Origin of the sequence: Kitasatospora sp. NPDC005856, assembly GCF_040629945.1 — a bacterium.
In the GTDB taxonomy this organism is placed as follows: domain Bacteria; phylum Actinomycetota; class Actinomycetes; order Streptomycetales; family Streptomycetaceae; genus Kitasatospora.
Genome location: NZ_JBEXWT010000001.1, coordinates 530,348 through 554,350 on the forward strand (window position 1 = coordinate 530,348; position 24,003 = coordinate 554,350).

Here is a 24,003-nt window from a genome sequence, read left to right on the forward strand (position 1 = left end):
CGCCGTGAAAACGCTGATCGACAACTGGTCGACCTACTGGGAGGGGTTCCTCGGCACGCTCTCGCTGTTCGCGGTGAGCGCCGTGCTGTCGCTGGTGCTGGGCGTGTTGATCGCGGGCTTCCGGGTCTCGCCGGTCAAGCCGCTGCGGGTGTTCGGGGTGGTGTGGGTGACGCTGCTGCGCAACACGCCGCTGACCCTGCTGTTCTTCATCGTGGTGCTGGGCCTGCCCCGGTTCGACATCACCCTGCCCTTCTACACCTTCGCGGTGCTCGCCCTGGGCTGCTACACCTCGGCCTTCGTCTGCGAGTCGATGCGCGCGGGCATCAACACGGTGCCGACCGGGCAGGGCGAAGCGGCCCGCAGCCTCGGCATGAGCTTCGGGCAGACGATGGGCCTGGTGGTGCTGCCGCAGGCCTACCGCTCGGTGGTGGCGCCGCTCGGCAGCGTGATGATCGCACTGGCGAAGAACACGGCCATCGCCGGCTCGTTCAGCGTCACCGAACTGCTGGGCACCTACCGGACCATCAACGAGCTGGGCTACAGCATCATCTGGACCTTCGTCTGGATCGCCGTCGGGTACCTGATCATCACCCTGGCCATCAGCGCCGTCTTCAACCTGCTGGAACGACGAGTGGCGGTGTCCCGATGACCGTTGAATCCTCGGCGCTGTACGACATCCCCGGCCCGAAGGCGCTCGCCCGGCACCGGCTGTACGGCGGGATCGCGCTGCTGCTGATCGCGGCGCTGATCGGCTGGGTGATCTACATGCTGTTCCACACCGACCAGTTCACGTACGAGAAGTGGATGGCCTTCGAGTACCGGGGCGTGCAGGAGCTGCTGCTGCGCGGGCTCGGCAACACCCTCAAGGCCTTCGGCTGGACGGTGCTGTTCGCGCTGCCCTTCGGCGCGCTGTTCGCGGCCGGGCGGCTCTCCGACCACCGGGTGGTGCGCTGGTTCTCGACGTTGGTGGTGGAGTTCTTCCGGGCCATGCCGGTGCTGGTGATGATCTTCTTCGTCTTCGTCGCGCTCAAGGTGCAGCCGCTCTGGGCGCTGGTCACCGGCCTGGTGCTCTACAACGGCTCGGTGCTGGCCGAGGTGTTCCGGGCCGGCGTGCTCGCGGTGCCCAAGGGGCAGCGGGAGGCGGCGTACGCGCTGGGCATGCGCAAGACCCAGGTGATGTCGTACGTACTGGTGCCGCAGGCCAACCGGGCGATGCTGCCGGCCATCATCAGCCAGCTGGTGGTCGCGCTCAAGGACACCTCGCTGGGCTTCCTGATCACCTACGAGGAGTTCCTGCACGCGGGCAAGCTGATCGCCACCAACCTGGACTACGACCTGCCGTTCATCCCGGTGGTGATGGTGATCGCACCGATCTACATCGGCATGTGTCTGCTGCTCTCCTGGCTCGCCCGCTTCGTGGAGCGGCGCAGCCGGCGCAGCCCGAGCGTGCGCGGCGGGGCCCCGGTGGTCAAGGCCGGGGTGGCGATGGGGCTGCCGCCGTCGGCGCAGCAGTGAGCAGGCCGGTTCGCGGCTGACTCAAAGGTACGGGTGGGGTTGGGGTCTGTACCTCCAAATTCCTCTTATGATTCTCGGGTGCCCGGGGCACGGCTGACCAGGCTGGAGCGCGGCCGGAGCGGGGCTGTCGAGAATGGATGGGCGGGAGGGACCATGGAGCCGGTGTTCGATTCGCGGCACATCAGGACGTTCCACGAGGTCGTCCGGGCCGGTTCCTACTCGGCCGCCGCCCGCGAGCTCGGCTACACCCAGCCCGCCATCACCCAGCAGATGAAGGCACTGGAACGCACCGTCGGGGTTCCGCTCTTCACCCGGGCCGGGCGCGGACTGCGGCTCACCGAGGCCGGCGAGGCGCTCTCCCGGCACGCCGAGCTGATCCTCGGCAGCATGTCCGCCGCCCAGCAGCAGCTCGCCGCGCTCGCCCGGCTGCGCGCCGGGCGGGTCCGGGTCTGCGCCTTCCCCAGCGCCAACGCCACCCTGATACCGCAGGCGATGGCGCGCCTGCTGGCCGAGCACCCCGGTGTGCGGGTCGAGCTGCTGGAGGCCGAGCCGCCGGATTCCGTCCAGCGGCTGCTGCGCGGGGAGTGCGACATCGCGCTGGCCTTCCGGTACCCCGGTGGGGCCGCCGAGGTGCCGGAGGGCCTGGACGAGATCCCGCTGATGGAGGACCTGCTCACGGTGCTGCTGCCGGTCGGGCACCCGCTCGGCCGTCGGCACGCGGTACGGCTGGCCGACCTCGGCGGCGAACGCTGGATCGCCGGCTGTCCGCGCTGCCGGGCCAACCTGCTGCACGTCTGCGCGGAGGAGGGCTTCGCGCCGGACATCGTCTTCTCCACCGACGACAACCTCGCGGTGCAGTCGCTCGTCGCCGCCGGCGTCGGGATCGCGCTGATGCCGGCGCTGGTGCTCTCCTTCATGTGCCACCGCAAGGTCACCGGGCGGGCCGCCGAACCGCACCTGCGGCGGCAGGTGAGCGCGTACGTGCTGCGCGAGCACCGCCGGATCCCGGCCACCGGGCTGGTGCTGGACCACCTGCGGCAGGCGGCGGCGAGCCGGGTCGGGTGCTGAGCGCCGACCCATAAGCGTCGATGGGGAGGTTGCTTACGAATCCTCCTTGGACATGATAGGTCGCTCGGGGCGAACCTGCTGGGATGACACCCTCAGCCACGGTCGGCAGCGACCGACTCACCGAGCGGATGACCGCGCTGATCAGTGAGATCCGCGCCGTCGTGGACCGCGGGCTCCCGCCGGAGCTCACCGCCTACCTGGTCGGCGAACGCCTCGCCCCGCACCTGCACGCCGACGTGGACGGTCCCGACGCGCTGCTCGCCCCCGTCCACCGCGAGGGCGACCCGCAGCGCTACCGCCAGCACGTCCTGCACGCCGAGGAGGACGGCAGCTTCTCCGTCGTCGCCCTGGTCTGGCTGCCCGGGCAGCAGACCCCGATCCACGACCACGTCTCCTGGTGCGTGGCCGGCGTCCACCAGGGGCAGGAGAGCGAGACCCGCTACCGGCTGGTCTCCGACGGCGCCACCGCCCGGCTGGTCGAGACCGAGAACGTGGCCGGCCCGGCCGGCACCGTGGCCGCCTTCGCCCCGCCCGGCGACATCCACCTGGTGCGCAACTCCTGTAGCAGCACGGCGATCTCCATCCACGTCTACGGCGCGGACGTCTCGCGGCTCGGCACCAGCATCCGGCGGGTCTACCGGCTGCCCGCCGACGGGCAGCAGTGAGCGCGGCGTGGCACTGACCCTCCGGCACCGCACCGCCCGTACCCGCTCCTTGCCCCCCATGCGCGGGGACGCCCCCGGACTGCTGCTCGCCGCCCTCGGGGTGGCCGCCGCGCTGGGCGTCCACGCGCTGGTGCCGGCCGTGCCCAGACTCACCGCCGCCGTCGTCCTCGGCATGGCGGCGGCCCACCTGCCCGGACTGCGCCCGGTGGTCCGCGGGATCGCCCGGCCGGGGCTGTCCACGGCCGGGAAGCGGCTGATGCGGCTCGGGATCGTGCTGCTCGGGCTCAAGCTCAGCCTGGACGACGTGCTCGGCCTCGGCTGGGCCACCGTCGCCATGGTGCTCGCCGTGGTCGCGGCCACCTTCGCGGGCACGCTCTGGCTGGGCCGGCGGCTCGGCCTGCCCGGCGACCAGCCGCTGCTGGTCGCCACCGGGTACTCGATCTGCGGGGCCTCGGCGATCGGCGCGGTCAGCCAGGCGGCGGGCAGCGAGGAGGAGGACGTCGCGGCCTCGGTGGCGCTGGTCACCGTGTGCGGGACGCTGGCGATCGCTGTGCTGCCGTTGCTCCAGCAGCCGCTCGGGCTCGGCGAGCTGGAGTTCGGGCGCTGGGTCGGGGCGAGCGTGCACGACGTCGGACAGGTGGTCGCCACCGCGCAGACCGGCGGGGCCGGGGCGCTGCGGGAGGCGGTGCTGGTCAAGCTGATGCGCGTGGTGCTGCTGGCGCCGCTGGTCGCGGGGGTGGCCGTGATGGTGCGGCGGAACCTGCGGGCGGCGCGGGCGGCGGCTCCGGTGAAGGTTCCGGCGGCGGCTTCGGTGGGGAGTTCGACGGCTGGGTCGGTGGGGGAGCCGTCGGAGGCTTCGGCGGCGGGCGAGGTGGCGCAGGAGTCGGGTGAGAAGTCGGTGAAGACCGGCAGCCGTCCGCCGATCGTGCCGCTGTTCGTGGCGGGCTTCCTCGCCATGATCGTCCTGCGGACCACCGGGGTGCTGCCCGAGCGGGCGCTCGGCCTGGCCTCGGACGCCCAGGAACTGCTGCTGGCCGCCGCGTTGTTCGGTCTCGGCAGTGCGGTGCACCTGCCGACCATGGCCCGCACCGGCGGGCGGATCGCCCTGCTCGGGCTCGGATCCTGGGTGGTCGTCGCGGGTGTCTCGTACGCGGGCGTGCTGGTCACGACCTGACGGACCCGGGTGCGGACTCGGCTATTGTCGGGCGGGAGCCCGCTCCGCCCGTACCAGGGCGGCCACGCAGCCGAGTACACCCGAGTACGCCCGGGTTCGCCCGGGTTTGCCGGAGTCCGCCGGAGTCCGCCAAGGAGGATGGATGACCACCGCACTGCCCGAACGCGACGGCTTCGAGGCCGTCGTCACGCTCGACCGGCGGGAGGGACCGTACGGCGAGGTGGTGCTCCGGCAACGCGGTGGGGACTTCGAGATCATCGCCAACGGCTGCTTCCTGATGGACACCGCCGACGGGCGCTCGGAGCGGCTGCTGATCCAGGCGGCGCTGGACGAGCTGGACCGCACCGGAGGCCCGGTCGAGCGCCCGTCGGTGCTGATCGGGGGCCTCGGGGTCGGCTTCTCGCTGGCGTACGCGGCGGCCGAACCGCGCTGGGGGCGGATCGCCGTCGTCGAGCGGGAGTCCGCGATCATCGACTGGCACCGGACCGGTCCGCTCGGCGCCTTCTCGGGCGGTGCGCTGGACGACGAGCGGGTCGAAGTGCTCCACACCGACCTGCTGGAGTACCTCGCGGCGGCGGACGGCGAACGCTACGACGCGCTGTGCCTCGACATCGACAACGGGCCGGACTGGACGGTCACCGAGTCCAACGACGGGCTGTACGGCGCGGACGGGCTCGCGGTGCTGTGGCACCGGTTGCGGCCGGCCGGGGTACTGGCGGTGTGGAGCGCGCAGCCCTCGTCGGCCTTCGAGGACGCGCTGCGGGCGGTGGGGTTCTCGGACGTGGTGACGCACGAGGTCCCGGTGGCCCGGGGGGTGCCGGACGTGGTGCACCTGGCCCGGCGGGTGGACTGAGGGCCGAAGTCGGTCGAACGGGTCGGAGCGGGTGTGCCCGGATCGCGGGCGAACCCGTGGGCGGATTCCGGTGGTTGATGCCGTGGTCTTCAACTTCGTTCGGTGCTGCGGTGGTTGAACGGCGGGTTGGCGGTGGGGTTGGGTGAGGTTGGGGTGACCGAGAGCGGGAGTCCCTCGGAGCGGATCGCAGCCGAACTCCGACGGCGCATCGCGGCAGGGGAGTTGGCGCCGGGCGCGCGGGTGCCGTCCACCCGGCGGATCACCCAGGAGTGGGGCGTCGCGATGGCCACGGCGACCAAGGTGCTGAACCGCCTGCGGGAGGAAGGGCTCGTGCGAGCCGTCCCGGGGGTGGGCACGGTGGTGGCCGGGAAGCCGGCTCCGGCGGGGGACCGGTCCCGGCCGGCGTCGCCGCGGGAAGCGCGGTCGGGGGCGGAGCCGTCCGGGGCGCGGCGGGCGCGGGCGGGCGGCGAGCACGAGCTCACCCGGGAGCGGATCGTGGCGACGGCCGTCCGGGTGGCCGACGAGGAGGGGTTGGCGGCGCTGTCGATGCGCCGGGTCGCGACTGATCTCGGGGTCGCGACGATGTCGCTCTACCGTCATGTGTCCGGCAAGGACGAGCTGTTGCGGCTCATGACGGACGTGGCGTTCGGCGAGGAGCCGCTGCCCGAGTCGCCGGCGCCGGACTGGCGCGAGGGGCTGGAGACGGTCGCGCGGCTGCAGTGGCGGATCTACCGGCGGCATCCGTGGCTGGCCTCCACGATGTCCTTCACCCGGCCCGTGATGGCGCCGGACGCCGCAGCGCACACCGAGCGGTCGATAGCCGTCCTGGCGGGACGGGGGCTGAGCTGGGAGGAGATGGCCCAGGCCTCCGTGGCCCTGGCGGCGTTCGTGTGCGGGCTGGCCGTCCACTTCGAGCGGGAGGCGCAGGCCGAGCAGGACAGCGGGCTGTCCGCCGAGGAGTGGATGGACCGGACGAACGGCGAGGACCACGAGCGGCTGATGGCGGATCCGGAGCGGTTCCCGATGTTCGACGCGCTGAGCCGTGGGCCGGAGATCGACCTGAGCCTGGAGGGGCTGTTCGCCTTCGGGATGGCGCGGATGCTGGACGGGGTCGGGCAGTTGATCGAGCGGCGGGGCGCCGGGGCGGGGGACGAGAACGGGTGACGGGTAACAGTGGACAGCTGACAGATTTCAGATTTCGTTCGCTGAAATCTGAAATCTGTCAGCTGTTACCTGAAATCCGTCGGCCGTCGGCCGTCCTCTGTTCGTCCGCGTCGGCGTGCAGGGCTCCCTATCGCCCGCTCAGCCGAACGGTCGGCTCCCGGGCTCCGGCTCGGCCTCGGCTGCCGGCTCCGGGTCGTCCGTCGGCAGGGCCGGGATGCCCTCCATGGAGAACGGGTTGAAGTCCGGCGGCGGGACCATCACCGGCGTGCCCTTGCCCGGAGCAGGCTCCTCCGCGTCCCCGCGCTCCTGCGAATCCTGCGCCGCCGCTTCCACTGCGACGGGCGGCGCCTGGGCCGGGATGACGGGTGGGGTCGAGGGCGGCGGCGGGACGGCAGGGCCCTGCGTGGGAAGGGTGGTGCCGAACGGGTCGGCCTTCTGCTCGGCCGCGACCGTGGTGCCGAACGGGTCGGCGACCGGAGCGGCCCCGGCGGGCTGCGCCGAGGGCGCGTCGCCCGGAGCGTCCGGGATGCCCTCCATGGAGAAGGGGTTGAAGTCCGGTGGCGGGACCATCACCGGGGTGCCCTTCGGGCCGTCCCCGGCATCCGGCGCCGCGTCGCCCCCACCGGCGGCGGGGGCCTCCGCGACCGGCGCGAAGGGGTTGAAGTCCGCCGGCGGTACCCGTACCGGTGTGCCGCGCAGGTGCACCGGCTTCTCCTCCGCGTCCTGCTCGGCGGCGGGAGCGGCGGGAGCGGCGGGAGCAGCGGGAGCCGGAGCAGGCGCCTGGACCGGAGCGGGCGCCTGGACCGGAACGCCGCCCACCACGGCCGGCCCGCCGTCCCAGCCGAACTGGACGCTCTTCAGCAGTTCCGCGAACGCCTCCGTGTACAGCTCCCAGTCCTCCGGCCGCGCCGTGGACAGCTGGACGCACAGCACGGTCCCGCCGTCGGGCAGCGGTACGAAGGCCTGGACGGCCGAGGTGACCACCCAGCGCCGCTGTCCGTCGGCGGCCAGCGGTCCGGGCACGGGGACGGTCCGGCCCTCGACCAGGACGGCGGCCGGACCGGCCGGCAGCAGGACGGTCCACACCTCGGCGTGCCGCCGGACGGTGGCCAGTTCGGTGGCGAGCGCGGTGATCGGCAGCGGGTGCCGGGCGAGCGAGACGACGAGGGCCGCGTCCGAGGTGTGGTCGTCCAGTTCCAGGGCGCAGACGCCGGCGTACACGACGCCCGCGTCGCGGATCGGGTCGGCCAGGGTGGCGGAGATCACCGCGAAGTCGCGCCGCGGCTCCGGGCCGGTGGCGCTGAACAGTTCCTCGGAGACCTCCGCCAGGTGCCGGGCCAGCTCGTCGGCGGCCGCCACGGTGGCCGGGTCCGCGCCGTCGGTCCGGTGCGTGCCGTCGGTCCGGTGCGTGCCGTCGGTCCGGTGCGTGCCGCCGGTTCGGTGCGTGCCGCCGGGCAGCGCCGGCAGCGGGGGCACCGCACGGGCGGAGACGCCGGGCGGACCGCCGGGGGACGTCAGCGCGTGGAAGCCGGGCGGCACGACCAGCCGGACCTCGGCGCCCGCGCCGGTGGGCAGTTCGACCGGCTGCCGGGTCTGCTGCCCGGAGGCCAGTGCGGCCAGCGCAGGGGCGAACGGCGGACGCAGCTTGGCGTCGGCGAACTCGCCGGTGACCGGGAGCTGGAACAGCGCGGCCGAGGTGGTGCCCCGGTCGGCGATGGCGCCGCGCACCGCACCGCCGCCGTACCGGGCCTGGAGCGCGGCGACCACCCGCTCGGTGAGCCGGGCGCCGGTGCCAGGACGGGCGGTGCCGGCGGTGACCACCGTGCCGAGCCGGTCGAGGGCGGTGTGCACCGGTCCGTTGGGGGCCAGTGGCAGGCCGAACAGCGTTTCGGCGGCGGGGTGTTCGGCCGTCCGCAGGGCGCTCAGCGAGGCCGCCGGGTGGCGCGAGGTGTGCTCGTCGAAGAGGGCGTCGGTGAGGGTGCCGAGGGTCGCGCAGACCTGCTCCGCCGCCGCGAAGGGATTGGCCTCCACGCTGAACTGGACGTCCTGGGTCACCTGGTGAGCCCCCCGCTCTGCTCCGTCTGCCGTCGGTGGTTCCGGTGGGACCGGGCCCGCCGCGGCGGCGTACCGTCAGATCCCTGCTCATTCCTATCAGAGCCCACCGTCCTGACCGAACCGCAGGATGACCCGATGATCACTCGGAGGCGGCCCCGGTGGCCTGCGCGGACCCGTCCTCAGGGGTGCCGGCGGCGAGCGCGGTGACCGCCTCGACGATTCCCGGCACGGCGAACAGCCCCGCGAGGTCCCGCACCAGGCGCCCGGTCGGGCCGTCCGGACGCTCGTCGGCGAAGAAGGTGGCCAGTTCGGCGCTGAGGGCAGGCTCGCGGGCGGCGGTGAGGGTCAGCGAGGCGACGAACTCCTGCACCAGGTGCAGTTGGAGCTCCTCCAGCGGCACCGAGCGCTCGGTCAGCCACTCCAGCGAGGTGATCTCGGCGTTGGCGATCCAGGCCCGGACGGCCAGCCGCAGTCCGGCACTCGGCTCGGGCAGCGCAAGATGGGCCAGGATCTGCTCCTGCGCGGCCCGGCGCACCTCGTCGATCACCGCCGAGGTGCCCGCGCTGGCCGCCACCGAGCCACCGCGCAGCAGTGCGGCGAAGCCGGGGCCGTGGCTCTGCACGAAGTCCAGGTAGCGGCCCATCACCCGGTACAGCCGCTCCGACAGCGGCCCGTCCATGGGCTCCTCGAACCGGGCCGACAGCTCCTGCCCGGCCCGCCGCAGCGACTCCTCGTACAGCGCCTGCTTGCCGGGGAAGTAGTGGTACACCAGTGGCCGGGAGGCGCCCGCGGCGGCGGCGATGTCGTCGATCGACACCTCCTCCGGCGGCCGCCGGCTGAACAGCTCCAGCGCCACGGCGATCAGCTGCTCCCGCCGCTCGTCCACGCTCAGCCGCCGGCGCGGCCGCTCGCCCGCCGCCCGGGTGGATGCGGGGGTCCGTGCTGTGCGGTCGGCCGTCGGCGACGGCGTACGGGAGGCCATGCGCGCCACCCTAGTTCGTCGATGGCCCTCCGGTGGATACGGGGGCTTGCTGCGCCGCCGCCCGCGGAACGGCCCCGGACCCGAGGTCGCGGCGGCGCTACGCGGACCGGAAGTCCAGGTAGCGGCGGTAGGCCTCGAGGCCGTCGGGGACGAAGGAGTCGTGGGCGAGTCGGTCGGCGAGTTCGGCGGGGGTGAGCCAGTCGTGCCAGGCGACCTCGGACTCCTGGGGGGAGACCGGGCCGTCCCATTCGGCCTCGTACATGTCGCACCACCAGGAGAGCCGGTCCTGCTCGAAGAGGAACTTGAACAGGGGGCGCGGGGCGATGCCGTGAACGCCGAGTTCCTCCTCGGCCTCGCGGACGGCGGCCTCGGCGTAGGTCTCGCCGGAGCCGACCACGCCGCCGACGAACATGTCGTACGCGCCGGGCGCGAACAGCTTGGTGTCCGTGCGGCGGTGGACGAAGATCCGCCCGGCCGGGTCGCGGACCAGGATGAAGACGCAGCGGTGGGTGAGCCCGCGCCGGTACACCTCGCCGCGCAGGGCGGTCCCGATCACGCGGTCGTGCTCGTCGACGACGTCCAGCAGTTCCTCGGCAGGGTTGGTCATGGAGGACAGGTTAGGGTTTCGGGGCTCGGTTCGAACGGATTCGATCGAAGGAGATCGAGAACGAACGCGAGTGGCACGAGAAGCAGCGGAACTGGTCGAGGACGGCGCGCAGTGGTGGAGATCTGGGGCGAGACGGCCGAGGGGTTCGAGCCCGTACGGGCGGCCTTCGCGCGGAACTTCGCCGACTACGGCGAGCTCGGCGCGGCCTTCGCGCTGTACGTGCGCGGCCGCAAGGTGGTCGACCTGTGGGGCGGCGACGCCCGGCCCGAGGTCGGCGGCCGCCCGGCGCCCGCGGTGCCGTGGACGGCGGGCACCGCGCAGGTGCTGCGCTCGGTCACCAAGGGCCTGACCGCGACCACCGCGCTGCTCCTGGCCGAACGCGGCCTGCTCGACCTGGACGCCCCGGCCGCCTCGTACTGGCCCGAGTTCGCGGCGGCCGGCAAGGGCCGGACACCGGTGAGCTGGCTGCTCTCGCACCGGGCCGGAGTGCCCGCGCTGGACGTGCCGCTGCGGCTGGAGGACGTGCTCACCTGGGAGCGCGCGGCCGCCGCCGTGGCCGCGCAGGCGCCCGCCTGGGAGCCCGGCACCGCGCACGGCTACCACCCGTACACCTTCGGCTGGCTGGTCGGCGAGGTGGTGCGCCGGGTCAGCGGTCGGACGATAGGCCAGTACTTCGCCGAGGAGGTCGCCCGGCCGCTCGGGCTGGACCTGTGGATCGGGCTGCCGGCCGGCGCCGCGCCCAGGGTCGGCAGACTGGTCGACCTCCCGGCCCCGGAGGCGGCCCGGAGCGGTCCGAACGGGCTGCGGGTGCGGCCCAAGCAGTCCGTCCGGGACGCCTACCAGGACCCGGCCTCGCTGACCGCCCGCTCCTTCGCCTCGGTGCGCCCCGGCGTGGACCTCAACGACCCGGCGGTGCAGGCCGCCGAGATCCCCGGGGCCGGCGGCATCGGCACCGCCCGGTCACTGGCCCGGTTCTACGCGGCGCTGATCGGTGCGGCCGACCGCACGGACGGCTCCGGATCGCTGCTGCCGCCGCTGCTCGGCCCCGAGGTGCTGGCGCGCGCGGTCGCGCCGGTGGCGAGCGGGCCGGACCGGGTGCTGATCGTCAACTCCACCTTCGGTCTGGGCTTCTGGCGGCACGGCCCGACCGCGCCGATGGCCTCCCCGGCGAGCTTCGGTCATCCGGGTCGGGGCGGTTCGCTCGGCTTCGCCGACCCCGACCTGGGGCTGGGCTTCGGCTACGTCACCAACGGCATGCAGCCGGGCGTCACCGGGGACATCCGCTCGCGGAACCTGATCCGCGCGGTACGGGGGTGCCTGGGGCTGGACCGGTAGCCTCGGGGCCGGCCGGCCCTGGCCCACGTCCGGCCGGCGGTGATCTCAGGCCTGGCCGGTCTCGAAGCGGTGGATCTTCCCGCCGTCGACGGTGAAGCGCCAGGCGGTGCGCATGGTGCCCCAGGTCTCGTTGGTGAACTCGGCGACCAGCGCGTGGCCTCCGTGCGACTCGGTCTGGACGGCCATCCGACCGTTCGGGCCGAAGATCTCCCGGTCGACCCAGTCCGCGAGGTCGCGTTCCGAGCCGTCGTCGGACATGGTCGCGTCCGGGGTCAGCAGGGCGAAGAAGGCCTCGCGGTCGCCCGCGTTGACCGCGGTGACGAAGGCGCGGACGGCGGGGTCGCTGAGTTTGGTGGGGGCGATGGTCACGCGGGACTCCCGGATGAGGGTGAGGGTCGGGGAGTCCTGTCTACGGCTTTCGCGCGGGCCGTCCGGGCATGTCGGCGGCGCGTCGGTGAATTGGCCGCATTCGTGTGCTTTGATCCCCGGAACAGGCGATTCGCCCCTGAGCCCGCCACGGGGAGTGGCGAGGGAGCGGGAGGCCCGGGTGGGCCTCCCGCTCCGCTTTCCCGCCCGAGCGACCCTTCCCGGGCCTGCCGGAGTCACAGGACCTCCCGGACCTCCCGGACCTCCCGGATCTCCCGGATCTCCCGGATCTCCCGGACTCGCCGGACCTGTCGGGCCTGCCGGGCCTAGAAGAAGCCGACCGCGTCGGGGGAGTAGCTGACCAGCAGGTTCTTGGTCTGCTGGTAGTGCTCGAGCAGCCCCTTGTGGGTCTCCCGCCCGATGCCGGAGTTCTTGTAGCCGCCGAAGGCCGCGTGGGCCGGGTAGGCGTGGTAGCAGTTCGTCCAGACCCGGCCCGCCTGGATCGCGCGTCCGGCCCGGTGGGCGGTGTTGAGGTTGCGGGTCCAGACGCCCGCGCCGAGCCCGTACTGGGTGTCGTTGGCGAGGGCGACGGCCTGGTCGAAGCCGTCGAAGCGGGTCACGGAGACGACCGGGCCGAAGATCTCCTCCTGGAAGACCCGCATCGAGTTCTCGCCCTCGAAGACCGTCGGCGTCACGTAGTACCCGCCGGCCAGCGCGCCGTCGAGCTCGGCCCGCTCGCCGCCCACCAGGACCCTGGCGCCCTCGTCCCGGCCGATCTCGAAGTAGGAGAGGATCTTCTTCAGCTGCTCGACGCTGGCTTGGGCGCCGACCTGGGTCTCGGTGTCCAGCGGGTTGCCCTGGCGCATCGCGCGCACCCGGTCCAGGCCGTCGGCGAGCAACTGCTCGTAGATCGCGGAGTCGATCAGTGCGCGGCTGGGGCAGGTGCAGACCTCGCCCTGGTTGAGGGCGAACATCGCGAAGCCCTCGACGGCCTTGTCGTAGAAGGCGTCCGAGGCGGCGGCGACGTCGGCGAAGAACAGGTTGGGGCTCTTGCCGCCGAGCTCCAGCGTGGCCGGGATCAGGTTGTCGGCCGCCGAGCGGGCGATCAGCCGGCCGGTGGTGGTCTCGCCGGTGAAGGAGACCTTGCGGATCCGGGGGCTGGCGGCGAGCGGGGCTCCGGCCTCCTCGCCGAAGCCGGTGACGATGTTGACCACACCGGGCGGCAGCAGGTCGGCGGTCAGCTCGGCGAGCAGCAGCACCGAGGCGGGGGTCTGCTCGGCGGGCTTGAGCACCACCGCGTTGCCGGCCGCGAGTGCCGGGGCGATCTTCCAGATCGCCATCAGGATCGGGAAGTTCCACGGGATGATCTGGCCGACCACGCCCAGCGGCTCGTGGAAGTGGTACGCCACGGTGTCCTCGTCCAGCTGGGAGAGGCTGCCCTCCTGGGCGCGCAGCGCACCGGCGAAGTAGCGCAGGTGGTCGACGGCGAGCGGGAGGTCGGCGGCCAGCGTCTCGCGCACCGGCTTGCCGTTCTCCCAGCTCTCCGCGACGGCCAGCTGCTCCAGGTTCGCCTCCATCCGGTCGGCGATCCGCAGCAGGACCTGCGCGCGTTCGGCGGCGGGGGTGCGGCCCCAGGCGGGAGCGGCGGCGTGGGCCGCGTCCAGGGCGGCCTCGATGTCCTCGGCGGTGCCGCGGGCGACCTCGGTGAACACCTCGCCGGTGACCGGGGTCGGGTTGTCGAAGTACTCGCCGCGTGCCGGGGGCGTCCATGTGCCGCCGATCCAGTGCTCGTACCGGGGGCGGTAGGCGACGATGCTGCCGGGGGTGCCGGGGGGCTGGTAGACCGTCATGCTCGGTGTCTCCTTGCTGCGTCGGGCCCCGCCCCGGTCCGGTTCGGGCCGCGGGCGGGTGCGCCGGACCGCCCGGTCATGGGACGGCCCGGCGGGAGGGGTCGGACACGCAATCGAGCGGCGCCCCGCCGGGGCGCCCGCCGCCGAGCACGATAGCCGCCGGACGGCGGGCGCGGCTACGGTCCGTACGCCGAGTCCGTACGGAGGGTGTGCCTTCCGGCGCTGCCGGGGGTGCGCCGGGGGCCCGTTCCCGATCACCGCGGGTGTCCCGGCCGGATCACCGCGGGTGTTCCGAACCGGATCACTGCGGGTGTTCCGAACCGGATCACTGCGGAGCGCGCGTTCCGGCAGTGCTCCCGCACGGCGCGCCGCGCGCCGCCGCGCGTCGGTCGGACCGCCTCCTCGACGTGCCGCCGCACGCCGCCGCGTGGCCGGGCCGGCACTCTCGGGCGCACCGCCGCGCACCGCCGCGCACCGCCGCGCGCCTGCCGGGCGGCTCCGGGCGCGCGCCGTTCAGACCGTGTGGTACCGGCCGGTGCGGGCCTCCCAGCTGAGGTAGCCGGCCAGCCAGGTGAGCAGCCCGTCCGCGTACCGCTGGGCGATCGTGCGCTCGATCCGGGAGAGTCCCAACTCGCGGTGGACGTCCGGCAGCCGGGCGTGCAGCTCGGCGCAGCGGTCGACCATCAGCTGGGCCTCGGCGATGACCACGGCGCAGGCCTCCTCGGCCGAGCACCGCCGCTCCCGCTGGACGATCATGACCAGGTTGTTCACGTCCCCGCGCGGCGCCTCCAGCGGGTAGGAGCGCACGTCGTTGCTGAGGGAGGGTATGTCGGCGGCCAGCTGGCGGAGTTGGCGCAGCACCGGGTGGTGCAGTACGGCGGCCGGGACCTCGAACTGGCCCAGGCGTTCGACCATGTCGAAGATCGTCTCCATCGCCGCGGTGCCCCGTCGGAGCTCCAGGTAGCCGGCGCGGTCCGGTGGCCGGGTGGAGATCCGGCCGGCCGCCTCGGCGGGGTGACTGGCCAGGTAGTACTCCCAGTTGTAGGCGGCGCGGGCCTGCCAGCGGGCCGGCATGCCCCGCACGCTGCGGTCCCACAGGTCGGCGAAGGCGGTCTCGACCGCGGAACCCTGGTCGGGGCGGGCGCCGTGCAGCACGGCGATCAGCCGTTCGCAGATCGGGGCCACCTCGGCGGGGCGGCGGCCGAGCGGGCCGTCGAACTGGTCGTCGAAGAGGAAGTAGAAGCCCATCAGGTCGGCGGCCAGGGCGAGTTCGTCCGGGCCGGCGTCCGGATAGCCGAGTGCGGCGAGGTCCACCACCTCCCAGTGGGCGTAGCCGGGGTGGTCGGCGTCGGGCAGCAGCGGGTGGCGGCTCAGCCAGTCCCTGTGCAGTGCGGTGGCGTGGACGCCGTGCGGACTGCGGCGGTGCGGGAACGGAATCTGAAGTGAGGTGTCGTCAGACATCGGACTCCCGGTGCAGCGGAGGGTGGGGGCGCTTCGTGTTCGAGCACTGATGGTGGGGGGAGTTGGCGCGGCGGGCCGCGGACGGTGGGGGTGGGCTTCGCAAGATCATCCGCTGCCTCGAAGGCCGTAGGGTATCTGATGCAATGATCGGACGTTAGGGATATAGGGCAAGTGCCCTTGATGGTTCCCGCAAACCTCCGCCGTCCGCCCCAGCCTGCACGAATGTCCCACGGGGAGGTCCGCGCGGCGCTAACCTCGGCTCCACGCAGTGATGGAGCTGTGACGCAGCGGGCGAGGCGGAGGCACGACGGTGACCGAGCAGGAGAACGCACTTAGGGCGGGTGCTGGTTCCGCCCACGACGTCGACGGCATCGCGCCCAGGGTCCGGCTGCGCGACCGGGACGCCGAACTCCGCTCGGTGGATGCCGCCATCGAGCGGCTCTGCCGCGGCTTCGCCGCCGGCGGCACCGAGATCGGTGACCTGCTCACCTTCTCCGGCCGCCCCGGCATCGGCAAGACCAGTCTGCTGCACGAGGTCCGGCGGCTCGCCAAGCTCCGCGACGGCACCACCGTGCTGTTCGCCCGAGGCGGCGAGCGGCAGTTCAAGGACCCGTACCACGTGCTGCGCCAACTGCTCCAGCCGGTGCTCAGCAACCTGCAGCCCGAGGCGTACAGCCAGGTCATGGGCACCTGGGAGGAGGTCGTCGGTCCGGCCATGGGCCTCAAGCAGCCCAAGGCCGGCGCCCGCCGCCTCGACCCGCAGGGCGTGCGCGACGGCCTCGACTACGTCCTCACCCAGCTCGCACCGCGCCGCGCGCCGATGGTGATGATCGTCGACGACCTGCACTGGGCGGACGGGGAGTCACTCTCCTGGCTGACCAAGTTCGCCATCCGATCGAGTGAACTTCCCGTCCTGCTCGTCTTCGCCTTCCGCGAGGACGAGAACGACTGGCCCGTCGAGACCCAGGACTTCCTCAAGGACGTCCTCGCGCTCAAGGCCCGCAAGCACGAGCTCAACCGGCTCACCCTCAGCTCCGTCACCGACATGATCCGCGCCGAGCTCGGCGACAAGGCCGAGGACGCCTTCTGCTACGAGTTCTGGAACGTCGTCAACGGCAACCCGTTCGAGGCCAACGCCCTGCTCGACCAGGTCCGCGAACAGGAACTCGAACCGGTCGAGGAGAACTCCCGGCAGCTGCGCGAACTCGCCGTCGACGCCGCCGGGATGACCCTCAAGAGCTGGCTGGACCGGCTCGGTGCCAGCACCCTGCGCTTCGCCTGGGCCTGCGCGATGCTGGGCACCGACATCCGGGTCGACCTCGCCACCCGGATCTCCACCCAGAGCACCGAGGGCGCCCGCGACTCCATCAAGCAGCTGCGCAAGCAGCGCGTGCTGACCCAGACCCCCAACGGGAACCTGGAGTTCGTCCACCCGCTGATCGCCAGCTCCATCTACAACACCATGCCGGACGCCACCCGCCTCGGCATGCACGGCATCGCCGCCGCCGAGATCGAGAACGCCGGACTCGGCCTGCTCGCCGCCTCCCGCCACCTGGTCGAGACCCACTCCGGCGAGGGCGACGACCGGATCGTCAAGAAACTGCGCCGCGCCGCCGTCGAACACCAGCTGATCGGCGCCCCCGAGGCGGCCCAGCGCTGTCTGCACCGCGCGCTCAACGAGCCGCCCGCCGACGAGATCAAGGCCGAGGTGCTCTACGAACTCGGGTGCTCCGCGCTGCTGACCGACCCCGTCGCCACCGTCAACCAGCTCAGGCTCGCCCTCGACCCCGACGAGGTGCCGCTGCGCCCCGCACTGCGGGTGGACGCCACCTTCCGGCTCTCCGAGGTGCTCGCCCACGCCGGTGAGCTGGGCCAGGCGGCCCTGGTCTGCCAGGGAGAGGCCGAGAAGACCGCCGATCCGGCCGGGCGCCAGCGGCTCCAGGCCGCCGCGTTCATGTGGCACGCCTTCCGCAAGTCCGAGGAGGACGGCCAGGGCCGCTCCGCCCGGCTCGGCGAGATGTGCCGGAGCCTGAGCGGGCGGGAGGCGGCCGACCGGGCCGTGCTCGCGATGCGCGCCTGGGACCTCACCCTGCGCGGCGCCCCCTCCTCCGACGCGCTCGCGCTCGCCGACGAGGTCCTCGACGGCGGCCGACTGCCCAAGGGCCTCGGCTGGACCGACACCACCTGGGGCTTCGAACTGCCCGCGATGCTCAGCCTGACGTACATCTACAACGACCGCATCGCCCAGGCCGAGCGGCTGGCCGCGGACGCCATCATCCAGTTCGAGATCGCCGGTTGGAGCGGCGCCCACCGGGGCTTCGCCTACTTCCTGATGGGCCTGGCCCGGTTCCGCCGCGGCCTGCTCGCCGAGGCCGAGGACTTCCTGCGCCGGGCGCACCGCATCTCCGAGCGGATCGGGGAGAAGCTGCCGCTGGCGTGGGACGCGGTCGGCGTGCTCGTCGACACCCTGATCGCCCGCGGCCGGCTCGACGAGGCCTGGAGGATGGCCAACGACTTCGGGTTCCACCCGCCCTACCACGCGACGGCGATGGTGCTGCCGGACGCGGCCTCGCTGTACGGCAAGCTGCTGGTCGCCAAGGACAAGCACGCGGGCGCGGCCGCCGCGCTCACCGAGGCGGGTGCCCAGCTGGAGGTCCGCGGCTGGCGCAACACCGTCTGGGCGCCCTGGGCCGGACACCTCGCCATCGCGATCGCGGACGACGAGCCCGAGCGTGCCCGCGAGTACGCCCAGAGGGCCGTCCGGGACGCGCGCGCCTTCGGCACCGCCTCGGCGATCGGCAGCGCGCTGCGCCTGCACGCCCGGATCGAGGACGGCCAGGCGGCGGTCGAGCTGCTGGAGGACGCCGTGGCGTACCTCGGGCAGTCCCCGGCCGGTTACGAGCACGCCGTCGCGCTGGTCGACCTCGGTGCCGCGCTGCGCCGGGTCGGGCGGCTGGAGGACGCCCAGGAGTACCTGTACCAGGGCATCGAGCTGGCCCAGCACTGCTCCGCGGAGGGGCTGGTCGACCGGGCCCGGCGGGAACTGGCCAACTACGGCCTGCGGCCCAACCGGCTGGGGCTGCGCGACTTCCGGGACACCATCGAGACGCTCAGCAACGCGGAGTGGGAGGTCGCCAAGCGGGCCGTGCAGGGCGTGCCGCCGCAGCGGATCGCCGACGAGCTCGGGGTGCCGATCGGGCTGGTCAACCGTCGGCTGGCAGCGGTCTACCGCAAGGCGGGCAGCGGGCCGGACGGCCTGGCCTCGGCGCTCGGGCTGCCGCAGCAGCAGGGGCGGGACGCGGGGCGGCCGGAGGACCTGGACGACTAGGAACGGGCCACGGGGCCGGGCGTGGCGCCCGGCAGTCGTGACCGGTTCGCTGTGCGGGTGCGGGTGCGGGTGCGGGTGCGGGTGCGGCTTCCGGCGGTCGGAGGGGGCGCCAGATGGTGGACGGCGGCGCGTGAGACGGCGCGTGGGTTCGCGGAAGCGCCCCGCGGCCGCCGCCGTCGTTAGGCTGACGGACACGGGGCCGCCGCGGCCCCTCGACAGACCCGGAACGGGGCAGCCGCGGTGCGACGTGGCCGCCAGTGAGGAGCAGGCCAATGGCGAGCGAGGCCACCAGCGTGCGGCAGGAACCCCTGGAGCCCTCGGGTGCGGGCGCCGCGATCGAGCGCTGGACGCTCACGGCCGGCCCGTACGAGGCGAGCGTGCTCAGCCTCGGTGCGACCCTGCACACCCTGAGCGCGCCGGACCGCTCCGGCCGTTCCGCCCAGGTGCTGCTGGCCACCGACCGGCTGTCCGAGATCCTCGGCGCGGCCCGGCACCACGGCACGGTGGTGGGCCGGTACGCCAACCGGATCGACCGCTCGTCGGTCACCATCGACGGCGAGGAGCACCAGCTCGCCCCCACCGGCGGCGGCATGACCCTCCACGGCGGTCCGGACGGCTTCGCGCACCGGATGTGGGCGGCCGAGCCGGTCGAGGGCGGGGTACGGCTGTCGCTGCACAGCCCGGACGGGGACCAGGGCTTCCCGGGCGCGCTGGACGTCACCGTCACCTACACCCTGGACGCCTCCGGCGAGCTGGTGATCGCCTACCGCGCCGTCACCAACAAGCCGACCGTCGTCAACCTCACCAACCACGCGTACTTCAACCTCGCGGGTGAAGGCAACGGCGACATCCTCGGCCACCTGCTCACCCTGGACGCCGACGCGTACACCCCGGCCGACGAGCGGCAGATCCCGTACGGCCGGACGGAGCCGGTGGCCGGCACGCCGTTCGACTTCACGGTGGCCACGCCGATCGGCAAGTCGGTGCACGACGAGCACCCCCAGCTGACCGGGCCCGGCGGCTACGACCACAACTGGGTGCTGCGCGCCCGGCCGGGGGACGGCCGCCCGGCGCGGGCCGCGCTGCTGGAGGACCCGGTCAGCGGCCGCACCCTGGAGGTGCTGACCACCGAGCCGGGCATCCAGGTCTACACGGCGAACAAGTTCCAGGGCGCGGTCACCGGCGCGCGCGGCGTCCCGTACGGGCCGTTCGCCGGGATCGCGCTGGAGACCCAGCACTTCCCGGACTCCCCGCACCACCCGGCGTTCCCCAGCACGGAGCTTCGGCCGGGGGAGGAGTTCCGCTCGACGACCGTGCTCCGGCTGGGGACCGACTAGCGAGGTCCGGACCGGGGGAGTGGCTCCGAGCCCTACGGCTTGGCCAGGTCCCGGCGCATGCAGAGCCGGGGCCAGCGGTCCAGGCCGTGCTCGGCCTCCTTGCGGCGGATCTCGCGCAGACCGGGGGTGAGTTCGTCCCCGGCCAGCGGGCGGAAGCCGCAGCGGGCGTAGTAGGGGGCGTTCCAGGGGACCTCGGCGAAGGTGGTGAGGGTGAGCGCGGGGGCATCGGTGGTGCCGGCGAGGTGATCGATCAGCGCCCGGCCGATGCCGCGGCGGGCGTGGTCGGGGTGCACGGAGACCTGTTCGATGTGGAGCGCGCCGTCCACCGGCTCGGCCAGCAGGTAGGCGGCGACGGTTCCGTCGGAGGCCTCGGCGACCAGGGCGACGCCCTGCTCCAGGTAGTGCGCCAGCTCCTCCGGTGCCGGGGGTTCGTCCTCGGCGATCTCCGGCATGCCGATCGCGGCGAAGGGTGCGCCGGCGGCCCGCTCCAGCTCGGCGAGCAGCGGAAGTTCGTCCCTGGTGACGGCTCTGATTCGCATGCGTCCAGTCTGCTGCAGACCGCTTTCGGCCACGCACGGTGGTTCCGCCGGCCAGTCCATGGAGGGAGGAATCGGGCGAACTCGGGCAATCGGTGCGGCTGTCGACTACCGAGCGGCAACGTCCAGGACACGCGGGCGTAACGATCGCGGTTTCTTGCAGAAACTTGCTGCAAGGACTTTCCGTCGATCTTGCGCCGCTGTTAACTTCCTTCCCGAGCCCGACGGCAGCAACGGTGCGGTCGGCACGAGGCAGCCATTATGCGCCTGTCTCCGAACATCTCGGGCACCCCCACCCTCCCAAGGAGTTCTCATGCGGCGTGGCATCGCGGCCTCTGCCCTCGTTGTGGCCCTCGCGGTCTCGATGGCTGCCTGTAGCAGCAGCGGCTCCAGCTCCGACGGCAAGGCCGACGGGCCGGTCACCCTCACGTACTGGGACACGTCGAACGCCACCAACGAGGCGCCGAACTACCAGGAGCTCGTCAAGAAGTTCGAGGCCGCCAACTCGAACATCAAGGTCGACTTCGTCAACGTGCCGTTCGACCAGGCGCAGAACAAGCTCCAGACCGCGATGGGGGCCAAGGGCGCTCCGGACGTGTTCCGCTCCGAGGTCGGCTGGACCGCCGCCTTCGCCAAGGCCGGCTACCTGGAGCCGCTGGACGGCACCCCGGCCGCCGCCGACACCTCCGCCTTCCAGCCGAGCCTGATCCAGCAGGCCAAGTACGAGGGCAAGCTGTACGGCGTGCCGCTGGTGACCGACACCCTCGGCCTGCTCTACAACAAGGAGCTGTTCACCAAGGCCGGCATCACCGAGGCGCCGAAGACCTGGGACGAGCTGAAGGCCGACGCCGCCGCCGTCAAGGAGAAGGCCGGCGTGGACGGCTTCTGGCTGAAGGCCGCCGACGGCTACTACGCGATGCCGTTCCTGTTCGGCGAGGGCACCGACACCGTCGACGCCGCCGGCAAGAAGATCACCGTCGCCTCGCCGGAGGCCGTCAAGGCCGTCGAGACCTACAAGTCGATGTTCACCGCGCCGGGCACCGCCAAGGCCGATGTCACCACCGACGCCTACGCGCACATGATGGACGCCTTCAACAGCGGCAAGGTCGCGGCGATCATCCAGGGTCCCTGGGAGATCACCAACATCTACAAGGGCTCGGCCTTCGCCGACAAGAACAACCTGGGCATCGCCGCCGTCCCGGGCGGCTCCGGCGGCAAGGGTGGCGCCCCGACCGGCGGCCACAACATCTCCGTCTACGCCGGCGCCGACAAGGCCCACAAGGCCGCCGCGGAGAAGTTCGCCGCCTTCATGACCTCGGCCGAGAGCCAGGCGTTCATCGCGCAGAAGAACTCCACCCTGCCCACCCGCTCCGACGCCTTCACCGCCGACGTCAAGGCCGACCCGGGCATCGCCGGTTTCCAGGCCGTGCTGAGCAGCGCCAAGCCGCGCCCCGAACTGCCGGAGTACAGCTCGCTGTTCGCCTCGCTGGGCACCAACCTGGGCAAGGCCGTCCAGGGCACGAGCACCCAGGACGCGCTGAACACCGTCTCCACCGACTACGCCAAGCTCCTGCCGAGCTTCGCCAAGTAGTCCCTGCGCCCGGCCCGCCGGCGGACGGCTGACGGATGACGGCGAACGGATAACAGAGAACAGATTTCATCATCTGTCAGTTGTCCGCCGTCATCCGTCGCCCCGGCAGGCCGGGCCGTCGGCCTCCCCCGAGAACCCCCCGAGAAGGTGCAAACGATGTCAGTCGCCGTGCAGGGCGCCACCGGCAAGGGCAGCCGGGAGCGCGAGCAGCGTCCGGGCCTGCTGGAACGCGTCAAGCGCTCCTACGCCAAGCACTGGTACGCCTACGCGATGATCGCCCCGGTCGTGCTGGTGCTCGGCGTGCTGGTGATCTACCCGCTCGTCGAGGGCATCTGGCTCACCCTCACGGACGCCAACAGCCTCAACGTCGCCCGCAAGATCGGCGTCAACGAGATCCCGGCGAGCTACGAGTTCGTCGGCTTCCACAACTACGCCGACATCCTGTGGGGCCCCGGCTCGTACGACCGCTTCTGGTCGCACTTCGTCTGGACCATCGCCTGGACGGCCATCTGCGTCTTCCTGCACTACACCCTCGGCCTGGGCCTCGCCCTGCTGCTCAACCAGAAGCTGCGCGGCCGCGCCGCCTACCGGATGCTGCTCATCCTGCCCTGGGCCGTACCGACCTTCGTCACCGTCTTCTCCTGGCGCCTGATGCTCGCCGACGGCGGCGTCGTCAACAGCGCCCTCTCCTTCCTGCACCTGCCCGAGCCGGGCTGGCTCACCGACCCGTGGGCGCAGAAGGTGGCCGCGATCCTGGTGAACACCTGGGCCGGTGTGCCGTTCATGATGATCTCGCTGCTCGGCGGCCTCCAGTCGATCCCGGCCGAGCTGTACGAGGCCGCGGAGATGGACGGCGCCACCGCCTGGCAGCGCTTCCGCTACGTCACCCTGCCCGGGCTGCGCTCCGTCTCCTCCACGGTCGTGCTGCTCGGCGTGATCTGGACGTTCAACCAGTTCAACGTGATCTTCCTGCTGTTCGGCACCGGCGCCCCCGACGCCCAGCTGCTGGTCACCTGGGCGTACCGGCTCGGCTTCGGCCAGATCCCCCGGGACTACGCGCAGTCCGCCGCCTACGGCGTGATCCTGCTGTCCATCCTGATCGTCTTCACCGCCTTCTACCGGCGCTGGCTCGCCCGCAACGAGCAGGCCAACGGCTGAGGCCCCGGACCCAGTTGACCCACGAAGGCAGGTAACCCCGATGAGCACCACCACCGAAGTCCCGGCCCGCGCGGCGGCGCCGGCCCCGGCCGCCCGGCCCGCCAAGGTCCGCCGCCGCGGCGAGCGCAGCCCGCTGGCCCGGGCGCTGTCCCACGGCACCCTGATCCTGGCCGGCCTGATCGCGCTGTTCCCGGTCGCGTGGATCCTGTTCGTCTCGCTCGGCCCGGACAAGACCGACTACCTCCACCCCGGCCAGATCTTCGACAAGCTGACGCTGTCGAACTACCAGCACGTGCTGTCCGACACCGACTTCTTCACCTGGTTCGGCAACGCCCTGCTGGTCTCCGGCATCACCACCGTGTTCGGCGTGATGGTCGCCGCCACCACCGGCTACGCCGTCTCCCGGATGAAGTTCCCCGGGCACAAGCCGCTGATGTGGTCGCTGCTGGTCACCCAGATGTTCCCGATCGCGGTGCTGATCGTGCCGATGTACACGATGCTCTCCGAACTCGGCCTGCTGGACAGCTACACCGGCCTGATCCTGGTCTACTCGACCACCACCGTGCCGTACTGCGCATGGCTGCTGAAGGGCTACTTCGACACCATCCCGGTGGAGATCGACGAGGCCGGCCGGGTCGACGGGCTCAGCCCGTTCGGCACCTTCTGGCGGCTGGTGCTGCCGCTCGCCCGCCCGGGCCTGGCGGTGGCGGCCTTCTACTCCTTCCTCACCTACTGGGCCGAGGTGCCGTTCGCCTCCACGTTCATGCTCAGCTCCGACAAGTACACGCTGGCCGTCGGCCTCCAGACCTTCGTCAGCGAGCACGACGCCCAGTGGAACCTGATGGCCGCGACCGCCGTGCTGATCGCGATCCCGTCCGCGGCCTTCTTCTACCTGGTGCAGCGCCACCTGGTCACCGGCCTGACCGCCGGTGCCTCCAAGTCGTAGCGCACCGCCACG

Annotated in this window: 20 protein-coding genes; 13 read left to right on the plus strand and 7 right to left on the minus strand. The window is 72.6% G+C overall.

Annotation, left to right across the window (positions count from 1 at the left end; all coding sequences use genetic code 11):
* Positions 1-4: 4 nt before the first annotated feature.
* From ABZ449_RS02265 to ABZ449_RS02295, 7 genes are all read left to right on the plus strand, one after another.
* Entirely contained in the window at positions 5-649 is a 645-nt protein-coding gene (locus tag ABZ449_RS02265; protein ID WP_360338620.1) for an amino acid ABC transporter permease, read from the plus strand.
* The gene (locus ABZ449_RS02270; protein WP_360338623.1) at positions 646-1,515 is read left to right on the plus strand and encodes an amino acid ABC transporter permease; all 870 of its coding nucleotides are present in this window, start codon (positions 646-648) and stop codon (positions 1,513-1,515) included. Before ABZ449_RS02265 ends, ABZ449_RS02270 begins: the two co-directional genes overlap by 4 nt.
* Positions 1,516-1,677: 162 nt before the next feature.
* The gene (locus ABZ449_RS02275; RefSeq protein ID WP_360338626.1) at positions 1,678-2,583 is read left to right on the plus strand and encodes a LysR family transcriptional regulator; all 906 of its coding nucleotides are present in this window, start codon (positions 1,678-1,680) and stop codon (positions 2,581-2,583) included.
* A gap of 83 nt (positions 2,584-2,666) precedes the next feature.
* Positions 2,667-3,248, plus strand: a complete 582-nt coding sequence (locus tag ABZ449_RS02280) for a cysteine dioxygenase family protein (protein WP_360338629.1) — start codon at positions 2,667-2,669, stop codon at positions 3,246-3,248.
* 58 nt (positions 3,249-3,306) lie between these two features.
* Complete coding sequence (locus ABZ449_RS02285; protein ID WP_360338834.1) at positions 3,307-4,422, plus strand: putative sulfate exporter family transporter; 1,116 nt, start codon at positions 3,307-3,309, stop codon at positions 4,420-4,422.
* A gap of 142 nt (positions 4,423-4,564) precedes the next feature.
* A complete protein-coding gene (locus tag ABZ449_RS02290; RefSeq protein ID WP_360338632.1) occupies positions 4,565-5,275 on the plus strand; it encodes a spermidine synthase in 711 nt (236 codons plus the stop codon).
* A gap of 153 nt (positions 5,276-5,428) precedes the next feature.
* Positions 5,429-6,439 carry a TetR/AcrR family transcriptional regulator C-terminal domain-containing protein gene (locus tag ABZ449_RS02295; RefSeq protein ID WP_360338635.1) on the plus strand — a complete coding sequence of 337 codons (1,011 nt, stop codon included), beginning with the start codon at positions 5,429-5,431 and terminating at the stop codon, positions 6,437-6,439.
* A gap of 138 nt (positions 6,440-6,577) precedes the next feature.
* On the opposite strand, the gene ABZ449_RS02300 is transcribed toward ABZ449_RS02295, so the two are convergent.
* The 3 genes from ABZ449_RS02300 to ABZ449_RS02310 form a co-directional block, all read right to left on the minus strand.
* Positions 6,578-8,494 (minus strand): hypothetical protein, encoded by a 1,917-nt coding sequence (locus ABZ449_RS02300; RefSeq protein WP_360338638.1) that lies wholly within the window; start codon positions 8,492-8,494, stop codon positions 6,578-6,580.
* A 139-nt stretch (positions 8,495-8,633) separates the two neighbouring features.
* Positions 8,634-9,476, minus strand: a complete 843-nt coding sequence (locus tag ABZ449_RS02305) for a TetR/AcrR family transcriptional regulator (RefSeq protein ID WP_360338641.1) — start codon at positions 9,474-9,476, stop codon at positions 8,634-8,636.
* Positions 9,477-9,573: 97 nt separating this feature from the next.
* The gene (locus ABZ449_RS02310; RefSeq protein ID WP_360338644.1) at positions 9,574-10,083 is read right to left on the minus strand and encodes an NUDIX domain-containing protein; all 510 of its coding nucleotides are present in this window, start codon (positions 10,081-10,083) and stop codon (positions 9,574-9,576) included.
* Between the two features lie 111 nt (positions 10,084-10,194).
* Between ABZ449_RS02310 and ABZ449_RS02315 the strand changes: the two genes are divergently transcribed.
* Complete coding sequence (locus tag ABZ449_RS02315; protein WP_360338647.1) at positions 10,195-11,418, plus strand: serine hydrolase domain-containing protein; 1,224 nt, start codon at positions 10,195-10,197, stop codon at positions 11,416-11,418.
* 45 nt (positions 11,419-11,463) lie between these two features.
* On the opposite strand, the gene ABZ449_RS02320 is transcribed toward ABZ449_RS02315, so the two are convergent.
* From ABZ449_RS02320 to ABZ449_RS02330, 3 genes are all read right to left on the minus strand, one after another.
* Entirely contained in the window at positions 11,464-11,787 is a 324-nt protein-coding gene (locus tag ABZ449_RS02320; RefSeq protein ID WP_360338650.1) for a nuclear transport factor 2 family protein, read from the minus strand.
* A gap of 323 nt (positions 11,788-12,110) precedes the next feature.
* The gene (locus ABZ449_RS02325) at positions 12,111-13,634 is read right to left on the minus strand and encodes an aldehyde dehydrogenase family protein (protein ID WP_360338653.1); all 1,524 of its coding nucleotides are present in this window, start codon (positions 13,632-13,634) and stop codon (positions 12,111-12,113) included.
* A gap of 513 nt (positions 13,635-14,147) precedes the next feature.
* A complete protein-coding gene (locus ABZ449_RS02330; RefSeq protein WP_360338656.1) occupies positions 14,148-15,095 on the minus strand; it encodes a terpene cyclase in 948 nt (315 codons plus the stop codon).
* Between the two features lie 310 nt (positions 15,096-15,405).
* Here ABZ449_RS02330 and ABZ449_RS02335 point away from each other — a divergent pair, with 310 nt between their 5' ends.
* Complete coding sequence (locus ABZ449_RS02335; protein WP_360338659.1) at positions 15,406-18,423, plus strand: AAA family ATPase; 3,018 nt, start codon at positions 15,406-15,408, stop codon at positions 18,421-18,423.
* A 272-nt stretch (positions 18,424-18,695) separates the two neighbouring features.
* Positions 18,696-19,760 (plus strand): aldose epimerase family protein, encoded by a 1,065-nt coding sequence (locus ABZ449_RS02340; RefSeq protein ID WP_360338663.1) that lies wholly within the window; start codon positions 18,696-18,698, stop codon positions 19,758-19,760.
* 32 nt (positions 19,761-19,792) lie between these two features.
* Here ABZ449_RS02340 and ABZ449_RS02345 read toward each other — a convergent pair whose 3' ends face one another.
* Positions 19,793-20,299 carry a GNAT family N-acetyltransferase gene (locus ABZ449_RS02345; protein WP_360338666.1) on the minus strand — a complete coding sequence of 169 codons (507 nt, stop codon included), beginning with the start codon at positions 20,297-20,299 and terminating at the stop codon, positions 19,793-19,795.
* Between the two features lie 310 nt (positions 20,300-20,609).
* Between ABZ449_RS02345 and ABZ449_RS02350 the strand changes: the two genes are divergently transcribed.
* The 3 genes from ABZ449_RS02350 to ABZ449_RS02360 all read left to right on the plus strand — a co-directional run bounded on the left by ABZ449_RS02350 (position 20,610) and on the right by ABZ449_RS02360 (position 23,991).
* Positions 20,610-21,887 carry an extracellular solute-binding protein gene (locus ABZ449_RS02350; protein ID WP_360338669.1) on the plus strand — a complete coding sequence of 426 codons (1,278 nt, stop codon included), beginning with the start codon at positions 20,610-20,612 and terminating at the stop codon, positions 21,885-21,887.
* A gap of 156 nt (positions 21,888-22,043) precedes the next feature.
* Complete coding sequence (locus ABZ449_RS02355; RefSeq protein ID WP_360338672.1) at positions 22,044-23,045, plus strand: sugar ABC transporter permease; 1,002 nt, start codon at positions 22,044-22,046, stop codon at positions 23,043-23,045.
* A 40-nt stretch (positions 23,046-23,085) separates the two neighbouring features.
* Positions 23,086-23,991, plus strand: a complete 906-nt coding sequence (locus ABZ449_RS02360; RefSeq protein ID WP_360338675.1) for a carbohydrate ABC transporter permease — start codon at positions 23,086-23,088, stop codon at positions 23,989-23,991.
* The last annotated feature ends 12 nt before the right edge of the window (positions 23,992-24,003 follow it).

Bases quoted from the DNA above. Each gene is read 5' to 3' on its own strand.
- ABZ449_RS02270 (WP_360338623.1), top strand. From the start codon at position 646: ATGACCGTTGAATCCTCGGCGCTGTACGACATCCCCGGCCCGAAGGCG.
- ABZ449_RS02280 (WP_360338629.1), top strand. From the start codon at position 2,667: ATGACACCCTCAGCCACGGTCGGCAGCGACCGACTCACCGAGCGGATG.
- ABZ449_RS02285 (WP_360338834.1), top strand. From the start codon at position 3,307: ATGCGCGGGGACGCCCCCGGACTGCTGCTCGCCGCCCTCGGGGTGGCC.
- ABZ449_RS02290 (WP_360338632.1), top strand. From the start codon at position 4,565: ATGACCACCGCACTGCCCGAACGCGACGGCTTCGAGGCCGTCGTCACG.
- ABZ449_RS02305 (WP_360338641.1), bottom strand. From the start codon at position 9,476: ATGGCCTCCCGTACGCCGTCGCCGACGGCCGACCGCACAGCACGGACC.
- ABZ449_RS02310 (WP_360338644.1), bottom strand. From the start codon at position 10,083: ATGACCAACCCTGCCGAGGAACTGCTGGACGTCGTCGACGAGCACGAC.
- ABZ449_RS02325 (WP_360338653.1), bottom strand. From the start codon at position 13,634: ATGACGGTCTACCAGCCCCCCGGCACCCCCGGCAGCATCGTCGCCTAC.
- ABZ449_RS02330 (WP_360338656.1), bottom strand. From the start codon at position 15,095: ATGTCTGACGACACCTCACTTCAGATTCCGTTCCCGCACCGCCGCAGT.
- ABZ449_RS02340 (WP_360338663.1), top strand. From the start codon at position 18,696: ATGGCGAGCGAGGCCACCAGCGTGCGGCAGGAACCCCTGGAGCCCTCG.
- ABZ449_RS02345 (WP_360338666.1), bottom strand. From the start codon at position 20,299: ATGCGAATCAGAGCCGTCACCAGGGACGAACTTCCGCTGCTCGCCGAG.
- ABZ449_RS02350 (WP_360338669.1), top strand. From the start codon at position 20,610: ATGCGGCGTGGCATCGCGGCCTCTGCCCTCGTTGTGGCCCTCGCGGTC.
- ABZ449_RS02355 (WP_360338672.1), top strand. From the start codon at position 22,044: ATGTCAGTCGCCGTGCAGGGCGCCACCGGCAAGGGCAGCCGGGAGCGC.
- ABZ449_RS02360 (WP_360338675.1), top strand. From the start codon at position 23,086: ATGAGCACCACCACCGAAGTCCCGGCCCGCGCGGCGGCGCCGGCCCCG.